Origin of the sequence: Variovorax nivicola, from assembly GCF_051216475.1 — a bacterium.
Lineage (GTDB): Bacteria > Pseudomonadota > Gammaproteobacteria > Burkholderiales > Burkholderiaceae_C > Variovorax.
Map to the genome: position 1 here is coordinate 1 of NZ_JBPJZK010000024.1, position 21,597 is coordinate 21,597.

Annotated in this window: 20 protein-coding genes; 8 read left to right on the plus strand and 12 right to left on the minus strand. The window is 65.7% G+C overall.

The features are described 5' to 3' along the window. Positions 1-138 precede the first annotated feature (138 nt). From ACSFBF_RS35505 to hppD, 5 genes are all read right to left on the minus strand, one after another. The gene (locus tag ACSFBF_RS35505; protein WP_435475066.1) at positions 139-1,071 is read right to left on the minus strand and encodes an MBL fold metallo-hydrolase; all 933 of its coding nucleotides are present in this window, start codon (positions 1,069-1,071) and stop codon (positions 139-141) included. Next, positions 1,072-2,766: an AMP-binding protein gene (locus ACSFBF_RS35510; RefSeq protein WP_435475068.1), complete on the minus strand. Its 1,695-nt coding sequence runs from the start codon at positions 2,764-2,766 to the stop codon at positions 1,072-1,074. It lies immediately after the preceding gene. Positions 2,767-2,892: 126 nt separating this feature from the next. Next, positions 2,893-3,765 (minus strand): phenylalanine 4-monooxygenase, encoded by an 873-nt coding sequence (gene phhA / locus ACSFBF_RS35515; protein WP_435475070.1) that lies wholly within the window; start codon positions 3,763-3,765, stop codon positions 2,893-2,895. 15 nt (positions 3,766-3,780) lie between these two features. Next, positions 3,781-4,584, minus strand: a complete 804-nt coding sequence (locus tag ACSFBF_RS35520; protein ID WP_435475072.1) for a transporter substrate-binding domain-containing protein — start codon at positions 4,582-4,584, stop codon at positions 3,781-3,783. 31 nt (positions 4,585-4,615) lie between these two features. Beyond that, the gene (gene hppD, locus ACSFBF_RS35525) at positions 4,616-5,743 is read right to left on the minus strand and encodes a 4-hydroxyphenylpyruvate dioxygenase (RefSeq protein ID WP_435475074.1); all 1,128 of its coding nucleotides are present in this window, start codon (positions 5,741-5,743) and stop codon (positions 4,616-4,618) included. A 143-nt stretch (positions 5,744-5,886) separates the two neighbouring features. Between hppD and ACSFBF_RS35530 the strand changes: the two genes are divergently transcribed. From ACSFBF_RS35530 to lnt, 4 genes are all read left to right on the plus strand, one after another. Beyond that, on the plus strand, positions 5,887-6,360 hold the full coding sequence (locus ACSFBF_RS35530) for an Lrp/AsnC family transcriptional regulator (protein ID WP_093059828.1): 474 nt from the start codon (positions 5,887-5,889) through the stop codon (positions 6,358-6,360). Between the two features lie 108 nt (positions 6,361-6,468). Next, on the plus strand, positions 6,469-7,197 hold the full coding sequence (locus ACSFBF_RS35535; RefSeq protein WP_093059830.1) for a GNAT family N-acetyltransferase: 729 nt from the start codon (positions 6,469-6,471) through the stop codon (positions 7,195-7,197). A 99-nt stretch (positions 7,198-7,296) separates the two neighbouring features. Beyond that, on the plus strand, positions 7,297-8,175 hold the full coding sequence (locus ACSFBF_RS35540; RefSeq protein WP_435475077.1) for an HlyC/CorC family transporter: 879 nt from the start codon (positions 7,297-7,299) through the stop codon (positions 8,173-8,175). Next, positions 8,175-9,740: an apolipoprotein N-acyltransferase gene (lnt, locus tag ACSFBF_RS35545; RefSeq protein ID WP_435475079.1), complete on the plus strand. Its 1,566-nt coding sequence runs from the start codon at positions 8,175-8,177 to the stop codon at positions 9,738-9,740. Before ACSFBF_RS35540 ends, lnt begins: the two co-directional genes overlap by 1 nt. 3 nt (positions 9,741-9,743) lie before the next feature. Here lnt and ACSFBF_RS35550 read toward each other — a convergent pair whose 3' ends face one another. From ACSFBF_RS35550 to ACSFBF_RS35580, 7 genes are all read right to left on the minus strand, one after another. Beyond that, positions 9,744-11,114 carry an FAD-binding oxidoreductase gene (locus tag ACSFBF_RS35550; protein WP_435475081.1) on the minus strand — a complete coding sequence of 457 codons (1,371 nt, stop codon included), beginning with the start codon at positions 11,112-11,114 and terminating at the stop codon, positions 9,744-9,746. 9 nt (positions 11,115-11,123) lie between these two features. Next, positions 11,124-11,936, minus strand: coding sequence for an ABC transporter permease (locus tag ACSFBF_RS35555; protein WP_435475083.1), 813 nt, complete (start codon positions 11,934-11,936; stop codon positions 11,124-11,126). After that, on the minus strand, positions 11,933-12,763 hold the full coding sequence (locus tag ACSFBF_RS35560) for an ABC transporter ATP-binding protein (RefSeq protein WP_435475085.1): 831 nt from the start codon (positions 12,761-12,763) through the stop codon (positions 11,933-11,935). The genes ACSFBF_RS35555 and ACSFBF_RS35560 overlap by 4 nt, the downstream gene beginning before the upstream one ends. 16 nt (positions 12,764-12,779) lie before the next feature. Then, the gene (locus ACSFBF_RS35565; protein ID WP_435475087.1) at positions 12,780-13,763 is read right to left on the minus strand and encodes an ABC transporter substrate-binding protein; all 984 of its coding nucleotides are present in this window, start codon (positions 13,761-13,763) and stop codon (positions 12,780-12,782) included. A gap of 77 nt (positions 13,764-13,840) precedes the next feature. After that, positions 13,841-14,704 (minus strand): creatininase family protein, encoded by an 864-nt coding sequence (locus ACSFBF_RS35570; RefSeq protein WP_435462399.1) that lies wholly within the window; start codon positions 14,702-14,704, stop codon positions 13,841-13,843. Positions 14,705-14,727: 23 nt separating this feature from the next. Further along, entirely contained in the window at positions 14,728-16,002 is a 1,275-nt protein-coding gene (locus ACSFBF_RS35575; RefSeq protein WP_435475090.1) for an amidohydrolase family protein, read from the minus strand. Further along, on the minus strand, positions 15,999-16,586 hold the full coding sequence (locus ACSFBF_RS35580; RefSeq protein WP_435475092.1) for an NAD(P)H-dependent oxidoreductase: 588 nt from the start codon (positions 16,584-16,586) through the stop codon (positions 15,999-16,001). Before ACSFBF_RS35580 ends, ACSFBF_RS35575 begins: the two co-directional genes overlap by 4 nt. A gap of 328 nt (positions 16,587-16,914) precedes the next feature. Between ACSFBF_RS35580 and ACSFBF_RS35585 the strand changes: the two genes are divergently transcribed. From ACSFBF_RS35585 to ACSFBF_RS35600, 4 genes are read left to right on the plus strand one after another with little or no spacing between them, the layout of a single operon-like run. Further along, positions 16,915-17,430, plus strand: coding sequence for a Csu type fimbrial protein (locus ACSFBF_RS35585; protein ID WP_435475094.1), 516 nt, complete (start codon positions 16,915-16,917; stop codon positions 17,428-17,430). 13 nt (positions 17,431-17,443) lie between these two features. Continuing rightward, on the plus strand, positions 17,444-18,175 hold the full coding sequence (locus tag ACSFBF_RS35590; protein WP_435475096.1) for a fimbrial biogenesis chaperone: 732 nt from the start codon (positions 17,444-17,446) through the stop codon (positions 18,173-18,175). Between the two features lie 34 nt (positions 18,176-18,209). Further along, positions 18,210-20,537 carry a fimbria/pilus outer membrane usher protein gene (locus ACSFBF_RS35595; RefSeq protein ID WP_435475098.1) on the plus strand — a complete coding sequence of 776 codons (2,328 nt, stop codon included), beginning with the start codon at positions 18,210-18,212 and terminating at the stop codon, positions 20,535-20,537. Then, complete coding sequence (locus tag ACSFBF_RS35600) at positions 20,534-21,553, plus strand: Csu type fimbrial protein (RefSeq protein ID WP_435475100.1); 1,020 nt, start codon at positions 20,534-20,536, stop codon at positions 21,551-21,553. The genes ACSFBF_RS35595 and ACSFBF_RS35600 overlap by 4 nt, the downstream gene beginning before the upstream one ends. Positions 21,554-21,597 lie beyond the last annotated feature (44 nt).

Sequence of the window (21,597 nt, forward strand, 5' to 3'; positions counted from 1 at the left end):
TGAAACGCGTCAGCGCCGATGATAGTGCGGGTTCCCGTGTGAAAGTAGGTCATCGTCAGGCTCTTACAGCCCAGAAACCCCCAGTCAACATTGACTGGGGGTTTTTGCTTTTGAGGGCGCGTGCAATCAGGAAGCGAACTAGGTATTGCGAATACCTGAAATGCTGATCTCTGCTGCGCCCGCGGCAACCAATTCCGCCAAGATATCCCTGGTCAATTGATCCAAATCGATAGCGTCAAAAAAGCGCAACCGAATGGCTTCGAGATAAGCGGTGCTCTGCAACCAGGCATCCCAATCCTTGACAGAGATCGATTGCACCTCCAATAGCTTGAACTTCATCAACACCTTGATGGCGTGACGTGCGTGTTTCCCTGGATCGCGCTGCAAGCCATCGAGCCGCCGACGCGCGACGGACAAGGCCTTGTCGACGTCATCGAAGACAGCGCCATGCCCTGGAATCACCTGCCTTGGTGCAAGCTCCCCGATCAGATCCAATGTAGCGCCCAAGTCTTCGAACGACGGTTCGCCGGCCAGCTCGGGAAACGCAATGCCAAATCCGTTCTCCCACAAGGCATCCGCTGAAATCAGCGTCCGTGATTCCGTGTCGAACAGAATGACCGAATGAGGATCGTGGCCTGGTGCGGCATGCACCTGCCACGGCCTGCCGCCAAGCACGCATTCCGTCCCAGGCTGCAGCAACCCCGTAAAGCGAAACCGCGGGCATGTCTGCCCCGTTGCCAGGAAACTCAAGCCGCGCTGATCCCAGTGCTCCACCAATGCAGCCTCGCCTGGCGGAATGTCCGTGCGAGCCAACGGGTAGCGCGCCTGCAGTGCAGCGTTCCCGCCGCAATGGTCGCTATGGAGATGCGTATTCAGGATGCGATCAAGCGGTCGCGTTCCCAGCACCGATTCGGCCAAGGCCAAGGTCTGATCGGCATGCGTCGCATACCCCGTATCGACCACAGCCGTCTCTTCATCGCCCACGAACAGGACATTGTTCGAAGACAACCACCCTCGCTCGAACACAATGACATTCGCCGGCAGCCCGGCGCTCGCCGACGAATGACTCATTCAGGTGACCGCAGCAGTGCGAAGCTCGCGGCGCAGGATCTTCCCCACATTGGTTTTCGGCAGCGATTCCCGGAACTCGATGTGCTTTGGCCGCTTGTAGCCCGTGAGCTGCGAATTGCAGTACTGGAGCACGGCATCTTCAGTCAGCGTCGGATCCCTGCGGACCACGAAAACCTTGATGGCCTCGCCCTGCTTCTCATCAGGCACGCCCACCGCCGCGCATTCCACGACGCCGGGGCACAACGAGATCACGTTCTCGAGCTCGTTCGGAAACACGTTGAAGCCGCTCACCAGAATCATGTCCTTCTTTCGGTCGACGATGCGGCTGTAGCCGTCCTCCTGCATCACGGCTATATCGCCAGTGCGCATGAAGCCGTCGGCGGTGAAGGCCGCGGCGGTCTCCGCAGGCTGGTTGTAGTAACCCGTCATCACGTTCGGCCCCTTGATGCAGAGTTCGCCAGACTGACCTATCGGCAGTGAATTCCCGTCATCGTCCTTGATCGCGATTTCTATGCTGGGCAACGGCAGCCCGATCGTCCCGGTGAACTTGGTGTTCGACACCGGATTGTTGGTCCCGATCGCGCAGGTCTCGCTCATGCCCCAGCCTTCGATCATCGGACAGCCAGTGGCCTCGAACCACTTGCGCGCCGTGCCTTCCGAGGCCGCCATGCCGCCTGCCTGCGAAACGAACAGCGTCGAGAAGTCGATCGACTTGAATTCCGGGTGCATCAGCAGCGCATTGAACAGCGTGTTCACCGCAGGCAGCATGTGGAACGGCCGCTTCTTCAGCACTGCGATGAACTTGTTGAAGTCCCGCGGGTTCGGGATCAGCGTCATGTGCGAGCCCTGGCGGATCACCAGCAGGCACAGCGTCAGCGCGAAGATGTGATACAGCGGCAGCGCCGCAATGCTGTTGACCTTCGCGAAGTCGCCGGCGCGCGACAGCGCCGGCGTGAACCAGGCCTCGGCCTGCAGCGTTGCCGCGACGATGTTGCGATGAGTCAGCACCGCGCCCTTCGACAGGCCGGTCGTGCCGCCCGTGTACTGCAGGAATGCGATCGAATCGAGCGTGCTCTGATCGGGGCCCAGCGTGCGGCCGCGCCCCTCGGAGATTGCCTGGGTGAACGGCGTCACCGTGCGCCCATCGCTCAACGGCAACTTGTAGGCCGGCACGAGCTTCGCCAGGTGGCGCACCGCCACAGTGATCCACGCGCCATACAACCCACCCAGCAGGTCGCCCATCGAGGTCATGACCACGTGCTTCACGGGCGTGCGCTCGATCACCTTTTCAAGCGTCGCTGCAAAGTTCTCGAGGATGACGATGGCCGTCGCCCCGGAGTCCTTCAGCTGGTGTTCCAGCTCCCGAGCCGTGTACAGCGGATTGACGTTGACGCAGGTATAGCCCGCGCGCAGCACGCCGCACATGGTGACCGCGAACTGCGGAATGTTGGGCAGCATGATCGCCACGCGAGCACCGGGCTCGAGCCCGCGCGACTGCAGCCAGGCGCCCATCGCCTTCGACAGCGTGTCGAGCTCCCCGTAGGACATCCAGCGCTCCATGCAGACCGAGAACGGCCGGTCGGCATAGCGGCCGAAGGCCTCGTCGAACATGTGAGGCAATGAACGGTACTGCTCGGGATTGATTTCGTGCGGTACGCCGGCCGGATAGTTCTGTCGCGCGGATGTTGTCTGCATGCAAGCTCCTTTGGCGCGGATTGTGGGAGGCAGTGCGCCTCCGCCGCCAGCGGGCTTGTCCTAGGGAGCGGGCGTGTGCTGTCGCACGCGCGATAGCTGCGCGGCGACTAACAACCCTTCGAAAATTCAGGCCTTGCCCGATTCGCCCGGCAGCAGTACCCCAGCCTCGATGTCGCACTCGACCTTCAGCGACTCATACAACGGCGTGAAGTCGGGCGCCGTGAAATCGAACAGCTGCGCAAAGCTGTCGATCACGAAGTAGTTGGCCTGGTAGGTGTCGATCTTGTAGCGCGTGCGCATGGTGCGCAGCAGGTCCAGCGGCAGCCGGCGCGGTTCGTCGCTGAGCACCGCGTGCTTCAGCTCGCCCACCGAGCTCAGGATGCCGGCACCGTAAGCGCGCAGGCCGTCCGGCTGGCGGATCAGCCCGAACTCCACCGTGTACCAGTAGAGCCGCGCGAGCTTCTCGCCGGCGCCCAGCTCGTGCGCTTTGATGCCGCCCGCGCCGTAGCGCTGCACGTAGTCGGCGAAAGTCGGGTCGAACAGCATGGGCACGTGGCCGAACAGGTCGTGAAACACGTCGGGCTCGACGATGTAGTCGAACTCCTCGGGCTTGCGGATCCAGTCCGTCACCGGAAACTTGCGGTTCGCGAGCAGGGTGAAGAACGGCAACTCCGGAATCAGCCCGGGCACCGCCACGATCTCCCAGCCCGTTGCGCGATACAGCCGCTCGTTGAGCTCCTCGAAGCGCGGGATGCGGTCTTTAACGCCGAGCGAAGGCAGTGCCTTGATGAAGGCGTCGCAGGCCAGCCCCGGCAGCTGCGCCGCCTGGCGCTCGTAGAGCCGGCGGTACGTGTCGTGATCGGCCTCCGTATAGCTGGCCCAGTCCTGCGGGCACGTGTAGTCGGCCAGCACTGCGCCGCCGCGCGAGTAGTCGCCGCGGGGCGGGCGGTCCGAGGCGCCGTAGACGGCAGGGGTGACAACAGCGGCAGGGGTTTCCATGAGATCGGTCTAGAGTTACTTGAGCCAGCGGTCCATCGTGCGCTGGAAGTCGCCGCCGGCTTGCTGCAAGTGCAGCCATTGGTCGACGTACGCCTTGAAGGCCACGTCGTCGCGCGGCAGCATCCAGGCCATTTCGCCGTACTGCAGCGGCTTGTCGGGGTTGATCGCGCACAGGCCCGGCTTGAGCTTCTGCTGCGTGATGGCCTCGGCCGCCTCGGTCACGAACACGTCGGCGCGGTTGGCGAGGATCTCGTCGAAGATCGTCACGTTCTCGCCGTGCAGCGTGAGCTTGGCCTGCTTGAAATTGGTCCTGGCGAAGCGTTCGTTGCTGCCGCCCGGGTTGAAGATCACGCGCACCGAGGGCTTGTCGATGGCGGCCACGCTCTGGTACTTGGCCACGTCGGCGCAGCGCGCAATGGGCGTCTTGCCGTTGACCATGTAGGGTGCGCTGAAGAAAGCGCGCTTCTGCCGGTCGGTGGTGACGGACACACCGCCCACAGCGATGTCGCACTTGCCGGCGGCCAGGTCGGGCAGCAGGTTGGCCCAGGTTGTCTTGACCCACTCGGGCTTCGCGCCGAGGCTGGCGCTGAAGCCCGTCATCAGGTCGACGTCGATGCCTTCGAAGGCGCCATCCGTCTTCTGGAAGCTGAAGGGCTTGTAGTCGCCCGGCGTGCAGATGCGCAGCACCGCGGCCTTCTGCACCGTGTCCAGGTGCGAGCCGGCCACCGGCGCGGCCGCCGGTGTCATGGCACAACCCGAGAGAACGGCGGCAGCTGCCGCGATGAAGGTCAAACCGATCGAAGACGTACAACTGCGCATGCGGGCTCCAGAAGCAATAAGGGAAGGGGCCTTATTTTGCGGCGCTCAGCACGCCACGGCGCATCTGGTCGAGCTCGATGCTCTCGAACAGCGCCTTGAAGTTGCCGTTGCCGAAGCCGTCATCGCCCTTGCGCTGGATGAACTCGAAGAAGATCGGGCCGAGCTGGTTCTCGCTGAAGATCTGCAGCAGCAGCGCGTCTTTCTTGCCGTCGATCAGGATCTTGCGCTTCTGCAGCGCTTCCACGCTCTCGCCATGGCCGGGGATGCGCTTGTCGACCAACTCGTAGTACGTGTCGATGGTGTCCAGCAGCGTCACGCCGTTGGCGCGCAGCGCGTCGACGGTGGTGTACAGGTCGTCCGAGCCCATGGCGATGTGCTGGATGCCTTCACCACGGTACATGTCCAGATACTCCTGGATCTGGCCGGCCTGCTCCTTGCCCTCTTCGTTGATCGGGATGCGGATCTTGCCGCAGGGGCTGGTCATGGCCTTGCTCTTCACGCCCGTCACCTGGCCTTCGATGTCGAAGTACTTCACTTCGCGGAAGTTGAAGAGCTTTTCGTAGAAGCCGGCCCAGACGTTCATCCGGCCGCGGTACACGTTGTGCGTCAGATGGTCGATGTAGGTCAGGCCGTTGCCGAACGGCGAAAGCGCTTGCTCCGGTGCAACGCCGGGCAGCGCCTCGAAGTCGACGTCGTAGAAGCCGATGTTGCCGATGTCCCCGGGCTTCGCCCCGTTCTTGCCGGGCCAGCGGTCCACCAGGTAGATCAGGCTGTCGCCAATGCCCTTGATGGCGGGAATGTTCAGTTCTCCGGGGCCGGCCTTGTCGGCGAAGCCCCATGCGCCGAGTGCCGTGGCGCGTTCGTAGGCTTGCTTGGCATCCTGCACGCGGAAGGCGATGGCGCACACGCTCGGGCCGTGCTCGCGTGCGAATTTCTGCGCGAACGAATCGGGCTCCGCATTCAGAATGAAGTTGATCGTGCCCTGGCGGTACAGCAGCACGTTCTTGTGGCGGTGCTTGGCCACGGCCTTGAAGCCCATGCGCTCGAACACCTTGCCCATGGCAGCCGGATCGGGTGCCGCGTACTCGATGAATTCGAAGCCGTCGGTGCCCATGGGGTTCTCCCAGGGCGTGAAGGCGGGTGCGTCGGCTTGGCTCATGTGCGGTCTCCGGTGGGTGGGGATTGAATGAATAAGGCGCGAAATCGGCCGGTCATGCAATGTAGGGTGGATGCCTCTCAGGTTTTCTGCGTTTCCGGGCGCTCATGGTGGCTCTTGCGCAGTAAAACTGCAAGAATGATGAAATGGAAGCTCTGGACAAGATTGATAGGATGATTCTGCGCACGCTGCAAGCAGACGGCCGCGCTACCTACGACCAGATCGCGGAGCAGGTGAGCCTGTCGCCCAGCGCCGTGCTGCGGCGGGTCAAGCGGCTGGAAGAGCACCGCGTGATCGATCGCTACGTGGCCTTGGTCCAGCCCGAAGCCATCGGCCTCGGGCTGACCGCCTACCTCAACGTGCGGCTCGAAAAGCACACCGAGACCCATAAGCGCAATCCGATGGACCTGTTCCGCGCCAGCGTGCAGACCTGGCCAGAAGTGGTCGAGTGCGCCGCGCTCACCGGCGACATGGACTACCTGCTGCGCGTCGTGGTGGCCGACATGGCCCACTACAGCCGCTTCATCATGGACACCCTGCTCAAGCACCCCAGCGTGGAAGACTGCAAGACCAGCTTCGTGCTGGACCGTGTCAAGGCCACAACAGCTGTGCCGGTTTAGCCACACCCGGTTGCGCAAGCGCCACGCCACTTGGTAATGGGTCACGAATGTGTCCCGCAATTGACCTTGTGGACTTGTTGTTTAAGGGAAAACCCTTACATTTGAGCCATGCTTACCGCCAAGACCCTTCTCAAAGCGTCTCTCGGCCTCGGCTCTTTCCTGAAAGCGCCGATGGTTGAAGCGCAGCCACGCGCCGTCAGTGCGCCTCAACCCGTCATGGTGCCGATCCGCTCGATCGGCCCGCGCGAACGTGAGCGCATCGCTCGCCACCTGCTCGAACTCACCCCGCACGATCGCTATCTGCGCTTCGGCTATGCGGCGGCCGACGAACAGGTCCAGCGCTACGTCGACAGCCTCGACTTTGAGCGCGACGAGCTCTTCGGCATCTACAACCGCCGCCTCGACCTGATCGCGATGGCGCACCTGGCCTTCGCGCCCGGTGACGAGCACAGCGACTGTGCCGAATTCGGCGTGTCTGTCTCGGCGCACGCCCGCGGCCGTGGCTATGGCGCCCGCCTGTTCGAGCGCGCCGTGGTCGTGGCCCGCAACGAAGGCGTGGGCATGCTCTTTATTCATGCGCTGAGCGAAAACGCCGCCATGCTGAAAATCGCCCGCAATGCCGGCGCCACCGTGGTTCGCAGCGGCTCCGAAGCCGAAGCCCACCTCGAGCTGCCCAGCGCCACCTTCGACAGCCGCATGAGCGAGATCGCCCTGGAGCACTACGCCGCGGTCGACTTCGCGCTCAAGAGCCGCGCCAAGCAGTTCTGGGCCTTCCTGGCCAGCCTGCAGGAAGTGCGCAGCGGCATGCGCGACGCTCGAAAAAAATCGGCCCCCTGAGGGAACGCGGCGCCCCCAACCGGCTTATGCCGGCCGTGGGGTAGAGCGTGTCACACGCAATCCGGTATCCTTGTCCCTCCTCAACTAAGCCCTCCCGCAGTGGCCGACCCTCACCCTGAACGCGCTCCCGTTGAACGGGAAGACAAGCGCGGCTTTCTCCAGAAGCTCGCCGAATTCATCCACCCCGGTCCCGACTCGCGCGACGAGCTGATCGAAACCCTGGCGGACGCCGAGGACAACGAGGTGATCGGCGCAGAGTCGCGCGTGATGCTCGAAGGCGTGCTGCGCATGGCCGACATGACCGCCGGCGACGTCATGGTCGCCGCGCCGCGCATGGACCTGGTGAACATCGATGCGCCGTTCGATGCGCTGCTGCACCTCATCATCGACACCGCGCACTCGCGCTTCCCGGTGTACGAGGGCGAAAAAGAAAACATCATCGGCATCCTGCTCGCGAAAGACCTGCTCAAGCTGCAGCGCGCGCCGGGCCTGAACATCCGCGCGCTGCTGCGTCCGGCCACCTTCGTGCCCGAGAGCAAGGGCCTGAATGATCTGCTGCGCGAATTCCGCGGCAACCGCAACCACCTGGCCATCGTCATCGACGAGTTCGGCCGCGTCGCGGGCCTCATCACCATCGAGGACGTGCTCGAACAGATCGTCGGCGAGATCGAGGACGAGTTCGACATTGCGGAAGACGAGGGCGACATCTTCGGCCTCGCCGACCACACCTACCGCGTCTCGGGCGACACGCCTATCGAGCGCGTGGCCGAGGCCTTCGGCATCGTGTTCGACGAAGAACAGCTCAGCGAAGACTTCGACATCATCGGCGGCCTGATCGCGCACGAGATGGGCCACGTGCCCAAGCGCGGCGAGCACCATGCGATCGGTGGCTTCGACTTCGTGGTGCTGCACACCAAGGGCGGCGCGGTGCGCTGGTTCAAGGTGTCCCCGGCACGCGGCGGCGACGCGGCCGACTGATGCGCGGCGCGCCGACCTCCTCTTCCGCCAACCTGTTCCGCCTGCTCGGCTTTGGTGTCGCCGGGCTCGCGCAGGCGCTTTCGATGGCTTCGCCCGTGGGCGGCAAGCCGCTGTGGTGGCTGCAACTGCTGTCGCTCGGTGCGTTCGTCTGGCTGCTCGACGGCTTGCGTGCGCATGGCGCGGGCTGGCGCCGCGCCGGCCTGCATGGCTGGCTGTTCTCTACCGCCTGGCTCACCGGCAGCTTCTGGTGGCTCTTCATTTCGATGCACACCTACGGCGGACTGCCGGCGCCGCTCGCGGCCATCGCCGTATTGGCACTGGCTGCAGCGCTCGGGTTGTACTACGCCGCGGCTGCTGCCTGGTTTGTAGTGCGCGGGCCAAAAGGGTGGGTGACTGGTGCGCTCGTCTTCGCGGCGCTGTGGACGCTGGCCGAACTCGTGCGCGGCAGCTGGTTCACGGGCTTTCCGTGGGGCGCTGGCGGCTATGCGCATGTCGAAGGTCCGCTGGCAGCGCTCGCGCCCTGGGTCGGTGTCTACGGTATCGGCGCCGCAGCGGCGCTGGTCGTTGCGCTGGTCGCGCTGCATCGGTCCGTTCGCGGGCTGGAGCTTGTGCAGGGACTGGTGCTGATCGCGCTGGTGTTCGCGGCGCCGCACCTAGTGCCACCGCTGAATGGCGACGTTCAGGGCACCAAGGGTTCGACCGGCAAGCTCCAGGTCGCGCTTCTGCAGGGCAACATCCCGCAGGACGAGAAATTCATTCCCGGCGGCGGCATCGAGACCGCGCTGCGCTGGTACGGCGAACAGCTGCGCGATGCCAAGGCCTCGCTCGTCGTGACGCCCGAGACCGCCTTGCCGCTGCTGCCGCAGCAGTTGCCGGCCGGCTACCTCGATGCGATCCGGGCGCGCTACAGCCAGGGCACACAGGCCGCCATCGTCGGCCTGCCGATGGGTGGCCAGGGCAGCTACAGCAACTCGGTGCTCGGCTTCCAGCCCGGCGCAGCGCAGCCCTACACGTACAGCAAGCACCACCTGGTGCCTTTCGGCGAGTTCATTCCGCTGGGCTTCCGCTGGTTCATCCAGATGATGAACATCCCGCTCGGCGACTTCGAGCGCGGCGGGCTCGCGCAGGCGCCTTTCGTCTGGCAGGGCCAGCGCATCGCGCCGAACATCTGCTACGAAGACTTGTTCGGTGACGAGATCGGCGCGAACTTCCGCGACGAGGCCACTGCGCCCACCATCCTGCTCAACGTGAGCAACATCGCGTGGTTCGGCGACTCGGTTGCCATCGACGAGCACCTGTCGATCTCGCGCATGCGCGCACTCGAATTCGCGCGGCCGATGGTGCGCTCTACCAACACCGGCGCAACGGTCGTAATCGATGCCGAAGGCCGCGTGACGCACGAGCTGCCGCGCCTCACGCGCGGCGTGCTCGAAGCCAGCGTCGAAGGCCGGCGGGGCCTCACGCCCTATGCGCGCTGGGTGGCGCCGTTCGGCCTCTGGCCGCTGTGGATACTGACCATCGCCATCGTGGCTGCAGCCTTCGTGCGAGGCCGCCGCCAGCGCTGAATTTCAGGCAGCCGGCGCGGCCTTCACCGGCCAGTCGCGCAGCTTGCCCGGGTTCAGCAAACCCATCGGATCGAAGCGCTTCTTCACCGCGATGACCTCGGGCGGCAACGGCCCGCCGGCCTTGCCGTCTTCCACGATGTTCACGTGCGGATTGTTGATGTGCACCTGGTGCGCGCGGTGGATGTCGATGATTTCGTTCAACCGCTCTTCAGTGCTGAAGCGCACCAGCTGCAGCCCGCTGCAGGTCATGAGCCCCGCCACGTTGCGCAGGAACTCGATGTGCATCATCACCTCGCCGCCCAGCAGCTTTTCCATCTCAATGACCTGTTCGACATGCTTGCCCGGGATGAACCCGCTCTGCAGGTAGGTCAGTGTCGGGTCGATCTTCAGCGCGTGCAGCGTCGTGTGGTTCCAGGTGAACTCCATCAGCGTGCGGTTGCTCTTCTGCACCTCGTCCGCCGTCTTGCGATAGCTCACAGTGCCGCCGTGGGCTTCTACAAGAAGCATCATCGCCGGCTCGCTCGACTCGGCCACCAGCGACAGCACCGTGTGACAACCCTTCGGCAGGTGCGCGGCCAGCTGCGCGAGGTGGTCGGAAATCGGTGCCGCAAAGAACGAGATGCCGCGCTTCACGATGCCCGGCGCGTTCGCCAGCTTGTCCGCGAAGTTCAGCGCGTTCTCGAAGTCGTCGAAGGTCACCAGCGTTTCGAGCCACGGATGTGCGGGCGCCAGCGCGATCTCCAGCTCCAGTACTAGGCCGTTGGTGCCCCACAGGTGGTGCATGCGCATCGCCTCGGCACCGCGCAGCTCGACCACCTGCGGCTCGGCCTCGATGGTCATCGCGCGAATGCCGAGCACATTGCCGGACGCGCCCAGCGGCCCGTAGTTGATCGAGCCCACGCCGCCGAAGCCGCCGCCGAACAGGCCGCCCAGCGTCGCGCTGCGGTAGGTCGAGGGTACGCAGCGCATCTCCTGCCCGGTGGGCTTCGTCTGCTTTTCCAGCTCGCCCAGGCGGATGCCTGCCTGCGCGCGCGCCACGCCAGGCCGCACCCACAGACAGGTGTTGTAGCCCGTCATGTCGAGCACCACGCCACCGGCCAATGGCGTCGTTTGGCCGTAGTTGCCGGTGCCGCTGCCGCGGATGGTGATCGGCACGCAGCGGCGCGCGCAGGCACCGACTACCGAGCGGATTTCTTCCTCGGTGCGCGGGCGCACGACCACGTCGGCGCGCTTGTCTTTCAGCTGGCGTGTGAGTACGGGGCTGAACCACGAGAAGTCTTGCGATAGCCGTGTGACGCGGCTTTCGTCGGTGACCCAGTCGAGGTCGGGCAGTTCGAGCAACAACTGCTCGATAGCGGAAACGGGAGCATTCATGGTCAAGGTTCAATCCTGGGAAAGTTCGCTCGCATGCCACGAGCCCAGCGCCAGCTTGGTCAGCCAGGCCATCAGCACGAAGAGCGCGACACCGGTCAAAGAGATCAGCAGCAGGGCTGCGAACATGCGCGGAATGTTCAGCTGGAAGCCCGCCTGCAAAATCTGGTACGCCAGCCCCGCGCCCGAGCCGCCTGTGCCGGCCACGAACTCCGCCACCACCGCGCCGATCAGCGCGAGGCCGCTCGAAATGCGCAGCCCGCCGAAGAAGTACGGCAGCGCGCTCGGAATGCGCAAGCGCACCAGCTGCTGCCAGCGCGTCGCGCGGTTCAGCTTGAAGTAGCTCTGCAGATCGGGGTCGATGCTGCGCAGCCCGAGCGTGGTGTTGCTGATGATGGGGAACAGCGCCACCAGCGCCGCGCACACCGTCATCGCGGCCACCGGGTTCTTCACCCAGATGATGATCAGCGGCGCCACCGCCACGATGGGCGTTACCTGCAGCAGCACCGCGTACGGAAAGAGCGCCGTCTCGATGCGCTTGCTCTGCACGAACAGGAACGAGATCAGCACGCCCGCCACCGTGGCCAGCAGGAACGACAGTACCGTGATCTTCAGCGTGACCAGCAGCGCATTGCCCAGCGGCGCCCAGTCGGTCACCAGCGTCTGCATCATCAGGTAGGGCGAAGGCACGAGGTAAGGCGGTAGCTCCATCGCCACCACCATCCATTGCCACAAAGCGACCAGCACCACGCCGATCAGCACCGGGTAGAGCACGCGCTGCACGCGTGGCTGGTTCAGCAGGGGTGTGGCTTTCAATTTCGTCATCGCGAGGTCTCCTCGTCGGCGCTGCTGGCGCGCAGCAGACTGTCCTGCAGCCGCTTGGCGTAGCGTGCGAACTCGGGCGTCACCATGAAGTCGGCGCTGCGCGGATAGGGCTCGTCGATGCGGAACTCTTCCACCACGCGGCCCGGCCGCGCGGCCATCATCACCACGCGGCTCGACAGGAACACCGCCTCGTGGATCGAGTGCGTCACGAAGATCACCGTGAGCTTCTTCTTGCGCCACAGCTCCAGCAGGTCGGCGTCGAGCTTGTGGCGCGTGATTTCGTCGAGTGCGCCGAAGGGCTCGTCCATCAGCAGCAGGTCGGGCTGCGTGACGAGGCCACGCGCAATCGACACGCGCATCTGCATGCCGCCAGAGAGCGCGCGCGGCAGCGCATCGGCGAACTTCTCGAGCCCCACGAGCGCGAGCGATTCCATCACCCGCGCATCGGCCTCCTTGCGCGGCACGCCGGCCAGGTCCAGCGGCAGGCGCACGTTGGTCCGCACGCTGGCCCACGGCATCAGCGTGGGCGACTGGAACACGAACGACAGCTTGTGCGGGCAGCTGTGCAGCTGCGCCACGGGCCTGCGCCACACCAGCAGCCGGCCGTCGCTGGGTTCGAGCATGCCCGCCACCATCTTCAGCAGCGTGCTCTTGCCGCAGCCGGAAGGGCCGAGCAGCGTGACGAACTCGCCCTCGGCTATCGACAGGTCCACCGGCAGCAGCGCCTGCGTGCCGTTGGGGTACGTCTTCTCGGCCGAGAGCACTTCCACCGCGGGCACGGCAGGCGCCGTCGGTGGCGCGAGGGTGTGGGGTTCGATGCGATTCATGAAAGGCTGAGGCTCGTCAGGGCAGGACCTTGGCGTCTTTCACGAACTCGGTCGTGTAGGTCTTCGCAAGCTCCACCTTGGCCGGGTCGAGCAGCTTCGCGGTCACGAGGAAGTCGTAGCTCGCCTTGGAGCGTGCATCCGTCATCACGCCGATGCCGAGCTTGGCCGCGTCACCGCCGGTGACCATGCCCATCTCCTTGAGCTTGGCCACGCTGTAGGCCAGCTGGTCGTCGGTCATGTTGGGGTTGTCTTTCTTGATCAGCGCGTTGGCGGGCGCAGGGTCGGCGAGGTAGCTCTTCCAGCCCTCGGCCGAGGCCTTCACGAAGGCGGCGACCTGCTTGCTGCGCTCCTTCACCGTCTTCTCCATGCACGACACGGTGGTTGCGTACGCAGGGAAGCCGTGGTCGCTGAACATCAGCACCGTGCTCTTCACGCCGGCCTTCTGGATGGCGTAGGGCTCGGAGGTCAGGTAGCCCTGCTGCGCGGTGTTCTTGTCCGCCACGAAAGGCTGGATGTTGAAGGTGTAGGGCCGCGTCTGTTCGTCGGTGAAGCCGAACTTGGCCTTCAGCCACGGCCAGTAGCCGCGCTGCGCCTGGGCGCCGATCAGCAGCGTCTTGCCCTTCAGGTCTTCGAACTTCTTCACGTCGTCGTGCGCGATCAGCACCTGCGGGTCTTTCTGGAAGAAGGCCGCCACGTTGACCACCGGCACGCCGCCTTCGCGCACCTGCATCATCTGGATGTCGCTCGAACCCATGATGCAGTCGGCCTGCCCGGCAGCCATCATCTGCGTGATGTTGACCTGCGGGCCGCCCATCTTGATGGTCACGTCGAGGCCGTACTTCTTGTAGATGCCCTGCGCCACGGCCTGGTAGAAGCCGCCGTGCTCGGCCTGCGCGTACCAGTTGGTCATGTAGGTGAACTTGTCCTCGGCCTGCGCGGGCGCGGCGGCGAGGAGGGCGATGGCGGCGGCGCCGGCCAGGGACAGTGCGAAGGAGCGCATGGTGGGAACCTCTCGTAGGCTGAGTGAAATGAAGAAAAGGCGAAGTAGTCGATGCAAGAAGCAGGCTCAGGCCGATCTCAGGCCGGCTCGAAGCTCTGCTGGATGAACCCCTGCTGATGGCCGCGCTCCCAGGTCGCTTCTTCGCGCACGACCCAGCGCAGCGCGTACAGCTCGGTCAGCGCCTGCACCCAGCTGTCGGAGAGCGTGTCGAGAATGGCTTCGCCCTGTTCGCGCGTGGCGGTGGTCGGGTCACCGATCACGCCGCTGGGGCCGAAGTCGCGCGCTGTCCATGCGCAGGCCGGGCGGCCGTCGGCCGACAGCAGCTTGATCGGGAAGGGCGGCGGAAAGTTGGCGACCGCGCGCTCCATATGCACCGTGTCGGGCGCGAGCGCGAGCATCAGCGCGGTTTCGGAATGGCCGGCGTGCATCGCGAGTTTTTTCTCCTGCTCGCTCACCTGCTTGCTCGCCGCGCTCGGCAGTCGCGACACGCCATGCGGCACGATCACGAAGTCGCCGTGACGCAGGCGCAGCTCGCGCGCCGCCATCTCCAGCACCTGCGGCTGGCCGCCGTGGCCGTTGGCGAACAGCAGCTTGCGAAAGCCCGAGCGGTACACAGACTCGCCGATCTCGATCACCGTCGACAGCAGCGTGGTGCCCGTGAGCGTCATGGTGCCGGGAAAGTGCAAATGCTCTTCCGACTTGCCATACGTGATGGTCGGCAGCGCGAAGGCGCGCACCTCGGCGGGCAGCTTCTCCAGTGCCTTGCCCATCACGCCCGAGCAGATCACGCTGTCGACCGAGCACGGCAGGTGCGGCCCGTGCTGCTCGATGGCGCCGCAGGGCAGCACGATGACGGTGTTCTCTCGGTCGGGCAGCGCGGCGATTTCGGTCCAGCTCAGGTAGGGCAGGAAGCGGTGGGGCGGGATGTAGCCGTGGAGCATGGGAATCCTTGTGCGTTCGTTCGTTACCGGGGAAGGAAGGGCGTTGCGTCGCCGTGCGTCACGCGGCCGTCGCGCAGCACCACGCGGGTGGCGGTGCGCGAGGGCCAGCCATGGCGGTCGGCCTGCGTGAACAGCACCAGGTCGGCGGCACGGCCGACCAGCGTGGGCGTGGCGGGCGCGGGGGCGCGCTGCAGCCAGTCGCTGCGGCACAGCGCCTGCGACCAGGTGTCGAAGGGCTCGTCGAGCTGCGCCACCAGTGCGGCTGTGCTCAGTGCCTCCACGGGGTCGAAGCTGCCGAGGCGGCAGAAGGGGTCTTGCACGTTGTCGCTGGCGAACAGCAGCGGAATGCCGCGCTCGCGGGCTTCCTTTACCAGCGTGATGCCGCGCTGGCGCGGCGTGCGGCCGGTGACGGCGTCCTGCAGCAGCAGGTTGGTGGCGGGCAGCGAGACAACCGTGATCGGCGCACGCGCCACCGCATCGAGCGTGGCGAAGGCCTGCGCCTCGGGCTGGGCCGCGAGCGCGCAGATGTGGCCGCAGACCACGCGGCCTTCGTAGCCGATCTCACGCAGGATGCGCGCCGTGGTCTGCAGGCCGACTGCCGAGGCGTTGAGTTCTTCGTCGACGTGCAGGTCGATGTCGAGGTCGCAGGCCTGCGCCGACACCAGCAGGTTGCGCAGCGCGTTCTCGCTCCAGTTGGTGGAGTGCACAAAGCCGCCGAGCAGCGCATGCGGCCCCGTGGCCTTCACCTGCTTCGCGAGGCGCATCGCCTGCGCCGCGTCTTCGAACAGCGGCAGCTTGATGAGGCTCACCTGTTCGAGCCGCACCCTGCCCGCCCACTCCTGCGCCAGCTCGGCCATCACGGGCCAAGCCATCGGCACGGCATCGGGCTCCCACCAGTCGACGTGCGTGCGCACGTGAGTGGTGCCGCATTCCCATGCCCACTGCAGGCCGCGTGCGGCGCGCTCGCGCACGTCGGCGGGCGTCCAGTGCACGCGGTCGTTCAGCATCGCGTCGATGGCGCCTAGCAGGCCGGGCTGCACCTGCTTCATGCGCGGCAGGGTGAAGGCTTTGTCGAGGTGGGTGTGGGCATCGACGAAGCCGGGCAGGGCCAGGGTGCCGGCGAGGTTCCAGGCTGACGGCGGTGGTGGCGGAGCGACCGTGGCGGGTTGCACCGATTGCACGCGGCCGGCTTCGAGCGCAATGCGCGCCAGCTCGGGCGCGCCGTCGCGCTGCGGCCAGTCCGTGGGCAGCAGCCAGCGTGGCAGCCGCACGTTGTCGAGGAGCGAGGGCGCGTTCATGCGAAACGCGCCATGGCTTGCCCCACGCGCGCCATGAAGCGCTTGAGCTGGGGCTCGGTCGCGATGTTCATGTGGTAGTGGGCGTGGTAGTCCACCTTGGCGCGCCTGCCCGTGAGCCGCAGCATGTATCGCGTGACGATCTTGCGCGGCGGATCGCCCATGTACATCGCCATCCAGCGCGGCCGGCCGTAGGTGACGACGGCGCTGATGCGTTTGATGTGCGTGAGCATCGGCTTCACGTTCGCCGGGTCGCTGATGTCGAAGGCCACGCCCGGCATGAAGAGCCGGTCGAAGTAGCCCTTGAGCATCGCCGGCAGGCCGAAGCACCAGGTCGGAAAGCAGAACACGATGCCCTCGGCCCATTGCAGCCGATCCACGTAAGGCTTCAGCGGCAACTGGTTGGCCGGCACGTCGTGGTAGCCCAGCCGTTCCTCGCGCGACAGCACCGGGTTGAAGCCCTCGGCGTAAAGGTCGCAGTCGTCCACCTCGTGCCCGGCGGCGCGCAGGTTCTTCAGCACCTCCTGATGCAGGGCGGCGTGGAAGCTGGTTTCGACCGGGTGGCAGTAGACGACGAGCACGCGCATGGTGTGTTTGACCGCTTAATCAGAGCAAGTGGTCAGGTTATGCAAGCGACGTGCCAGTGCGGGTGCACCGGTTTGGGTCTACGTGGTTGTGGGGCGACACGGCGGCTGAAAAGCTCGCCCTGGCTCGACTGAATTCCGTAACAAAAGTCACGGAAATCTGCAAAAACGCAACGAGAAGGGCGTAGTTCCTACGCTTTACGTAACACTCACACACCCTTTCTTCTAATTGTTAACTAAAATTCACACTTCCAAGGTTGTGAACTTTGGACTTCATTTTCTGTTCGATTCACCAAGAGCTTCGTCTTACTTACACCTGTAGGCATTCCTCATGAAAAAACCTTCCCTCATCGTTGCAGCCGTCCTTGCCGCCATGGCCACCAGCGCGGCGGTAGCCGCAACGGCCACCTCCACGTTCCAGGTCCTCATCACCGTGACCAAGGCCTGCTCGGTCACGGCAGGTACGGCATCGAACATCGACTTCGGCTCGCAGCTTTCCTCCGCCACCGCCCTGTCGGCCAGCAGCAACATCAGCGTGACCTGCTCCAAGTCGACGCCCTACAACATCGGCCTGCTGCCCGCGAGCACCGCCGCCACCGGCACCTCCGGCGCCGGCTTTATGAGTCCCGTCGTGGCTGGCCCGGACACCATTGCCTACCAGCTTCGCTCGATGAGCGCGACAGGTCCCATCTGGGGCAACACCGCCACGCCCACTTCGGTTGGCAATGGTGTGGCCGGCACCGGCACCGGCGCGGCCCAGTCGATTCCCGTGTTTGCGACGGTCGCGAGCGTCAACGTGACGCCTGGCGACTACCGCGACACCGTGACCGTCCAGGTCAACTACTGATCGATTGCCGACTGTGCACCGCTTGCTGCGCCGCACCCTTGTCCTCGCGTTCGCCTTGCTGGCGCACGCGGCCGCTTCGGCGAGCGGGCTGCAGGTTTCTCCTGTCACGCTGACCCTCCAGGCCACCCAGAATGCGGATGGCCTCTGGCTCAGCAACACTGGTGAAGACGTGGTGCACGCACAGGTGCGGGTCTATCAGTGGTCGCAGGAGAATGGTGGCGAAAAGCTGACGCCCTCGCGCGAGCTCCTCGTGAGCCCGCCGATGGTGCAGCTCGCACCGTCCGAGCGGCAGTTGATCCGCGTCATCCGCACCGGGGTTCCGGCCGGCGCGGCCGAGAACTCGTACCGGGTCATCATCGATGAGCTGCCGGTCGAGATGAAGGAAAAGAAGGGCCTGCAGCTCGTGCTGCGCTATTCGGTGCCCATTTTCATCGCAGCCGCTGGCGCGCAGCCGACCGCGCCCCAGCTCACGTGGTCGCTGCGCCGCGAAGGCAGCCAGGCGGTGCTCGAAGTCGCCAACGGCGGCGGCATGCACGCCCAGCTTGCCGATCTGGATTTCGTCGATACCGCCGGCAAGCGCACCGCAGTGCACGCCGGCCTGATGGGCTACGTCCTGCCGGGGGTGACCATGCGTTGGCCCCTGAAGACACCCGCGGAAGCCTTTGCTCCCGGCGGCGTTCTGGAAACGAAGATCAATGGCAACGCGACGCAGGAAAAAATCCCGCCGCTTCAACGCGTCCGCTGAGCGCCTGTTGCCACTGCTGCTGCTTCCCGGTCTGATGCCGTTTGCTGCTCAGGCCGAGAGCGCCGCAGCCGGCTCGAGCTCATGGCTGGTCGCGTCCGCCGCGGAAAGCGACCTCACCGGCCCGACCGGCAGCGACCTCTATCTGGAGCTGAGCCTCAACGGCAACCCCCAGGGGCTGGTGCATTTCGGCCTGCGCGGCCAGGAGCTCTGGGCCAGCGCCACCACGCTGCGGCAACTGGGCTTCATCCTGCCGGCGGACGTGTCCGATCCTGTGCGGCTCAAGAGCCTTCCCGGGGTCCAGGTGTCGTACGACACCGCAAGGCAGAGCCTTTCAATCAATGCCTCCGACGACGTGCTGCGCCTGCCCAGGACTGTGGTCAACACGTCGACGGTCGTCTCGCCGAAGGCCAGCGCCTCGCCCGGCCTGCTGCTCAACTACGACCTCTATGGCACGCAGGGCCGGGGCAACAGCTCCAGCCTCAACGCGCTCGCCGAAGTGCGCGCGTTCAGCGGAACCAGCGTGTTCAGCAGCACGATGATGTCGCGCGCGTCCCGCGTCGACAACGAAGACTGGCAGCACGAGTCGGTCCGGCTCGACACCACCTGGAGCCAGTCGTTCCCCGACGACATGCTGACGCTGCGTGTGGGTGACACCACCACCGCATCGCTGCCGTGGTCGCGTTCCACCCGGATCGGCGGCATCCAGCTCTCGCGCAACTTCTCGCTGCAGCCCTATCGCACCACCACCCCGCTGCCGGCGTTCCTGGGGGCGGCCGCGCTGCCCTCGCAGGTGGAGCTCTACATCAACGGCCTGCGCCAGTACACGGGCCAGGTCCCGGCGGGGCCCTTCCAGCTCAACACGGTTCCGAGCATCAACGGCGCGGGCAACGCCCAGGTGGTTCTCACCGACGCCTTTGGCCGTGCCACGACGCTCGACTTCTCGCTGTACGACACGCAGCGGCTGCTGCAGGAGGGCCTGTCCGACTGGTCCGTCGATCTCGGCGTGGTGCGCAAGAACTACGGCCTGCGCTCGAACGACTACGGCAGCGACCCCGCCACCACCGGCGTCTGGCGCTACGGCGTGAGCAACAGCTTCACGCTGGAGGCGCACGGCGAGGCCACCAGAGGGCTGGTCAAGGGCGGCGTCGGCGGCGCATGGCTGCTCGGGCAGAGCGGCGTGTTCACTGGCGCCGTGGCGCGCAGCAGCTATCGCGGGGAGGGGGGCTCGCTGCTCAGCATGGGCTACAGCTGGCGCGACAACCAGTTCAATTTCGCGGTCGAGGGCACGCGCACGCGCGGCGAGTACCGCGACGTCGCATCCCTGTACGGCAGCGCGCCGCCGAGCGGTTCGGGCCGGGCGTCGATCGGCTACACCACGAAGGACTTCGGCAGCTTCGGCCTCAGCTACCTCTATCTGCGCTATCCGGCGCAGGAGGCGACGCGCTTGGCCAGTGTCTATTGGTTCAGGGCGATCGGATCCAGTGCCTCGATGAACGTGAGCCTCAACCAGAATCTGGACAACCGCCGGGAACGCAGTCTTTTCGTCGGCTTTACCTGGGCGTTGGACGGCAAGGTCACGGCCAGCGCCGGCATCCAGCGCGACCGCGGCCAGACCGTCTACACCGCCGATGCGCAGAGCTCCATGCCGGGCGACGGCGGCATCGGCTGGCGCGCCGGCCTGCGCCAGGGCGGCGGCCAGAACGGCGGACAGGCCGAGATCGACTACCTGGGCCGCTACGGCCGCGCCATGGCCGGCATCAGCGTGCTCGGCGACAACCGTTACGCCTACGCCGGCGCCACCGGTTCGATCGCGTTCATGGGCGGCCAGCCCTTCGCGGCCCGGCGCATCGACGATGCCTTCGCGGTGGTCTCCACCGACGGCATTGCCGGCGTGCCCGTGAGGCTGGAGAACCGGGACATCGGCACCACGGACGACAAGGGCATGCTGCTGGTGGCGCCGCTGCGGTCCTACCAGAGCAACCAGCTGTCCATCGATCCGATGCAGTTGCCCGCCGACGTGAAGATCGAGCGCGTGAAAACGGTCGCCACGCCGAGCGACCGCGCCGGCACGCTGGTGCGGTTCGGCATCACGCCGGTCAGCGCGGCCGCGCTGCTGCTGGTGGACGAGGCGGGCAAGCCCCTGCCGCTGGGCAGCCGCGTGCGCGCCAATGGGCAGGATGGCGAGCCGGCGCTGGTCGGCTTCGATGGCGCGGTGTATCTCGAATCGCTCCAGGCCCACAACACGCTCGATGTGCAGACGCCCGGCGGCGCCTGCCGGACCAGCTTCGACTATCGCAAGGACGGCGCAGGAATCCCGCAGATCGGGCCGCTGCGCTGCGCCAGGGAGGCCAAGACGCCATGAGTCTTCTGACCAGTACTTTGCGCGTCCTGCGCCTGCCCTTGTTCTGCGCACTGCTGTGGCTGATGTCGGCCGGCAGCGCGCAGGCGTCAATCAATTGCACCGCGTCGATGACGGCCGTGGCTTTCGGCACGGTCGACCTGGTCGCCGGCGGCACGCCCACGCCCGCCACCGCCACGCTGAGCTACACCTGCACCAAGACCGGCAACACCAACACCACCGAGTTCGCCAGGGTCTGCTTCAACATCGGCGATGGCAACGAAGGTCTCACGAACTTCAATCCGCGCGTCATGAAGAGCGGCGCGGGCGACATCTTGAGGTTCCAGCTCTACCAGGGGACGACCAGCACGATCTGGGGCTCCAGCGGCAACGCCGCGGTGCCGAACCCATTTTTCGTCAACATAAGCATTCCTGCCCGGTCTACCACCTCCTCGGGAAGCACCACGATGCGCGGGGAGCTGATTGCCCTGCAGACCACCGTGCCTCCGGGCACGTACCAGGACAACTTTGCCGGAATCCACACATCGATCACGCTCACGTCGAGCACGGCCGGCGCACCGACGACATGCGGCACGGCGGTGGCGGACCAGTTCGCCTTCATAGTCAGCGCGACCATCGCCAAGAGCTGCCTGGTCACGGCCGATCCGCTGAACTTCGGCTCCGTCGCGGGCCTCCCGGGCGGGGCCAACATCGACCAGAGCAGCACGATCAACGTCACCTGCACGACGCCTACCGCCTACACGGTCGCGCTGACGCCATCCAACAACCTGACCACCGGTGCAGGGGCGATGACCCCGACGGGAGGCGTGCCCGGCAACACCGACACGGTGGCCTACCAGCTCTACAGCAATGCCGGTCGCACGATTGCCTGGGGCAGCGTCACGGGAACCAACACTGTCGCAGGCACGGGCACTGGCCAGGTCCAGGCGCTGACCTTGTATGGCCGCGTTCTCGGTGCCAGCGCCAACGTGCGGCCGGACAGCTACCGGGACGTCGTGACGGTCGGCGTGACCTACTGAGCTGCGCCGGCGGCTGTACCGACACGGAAAAGCCTGCTGGCAAA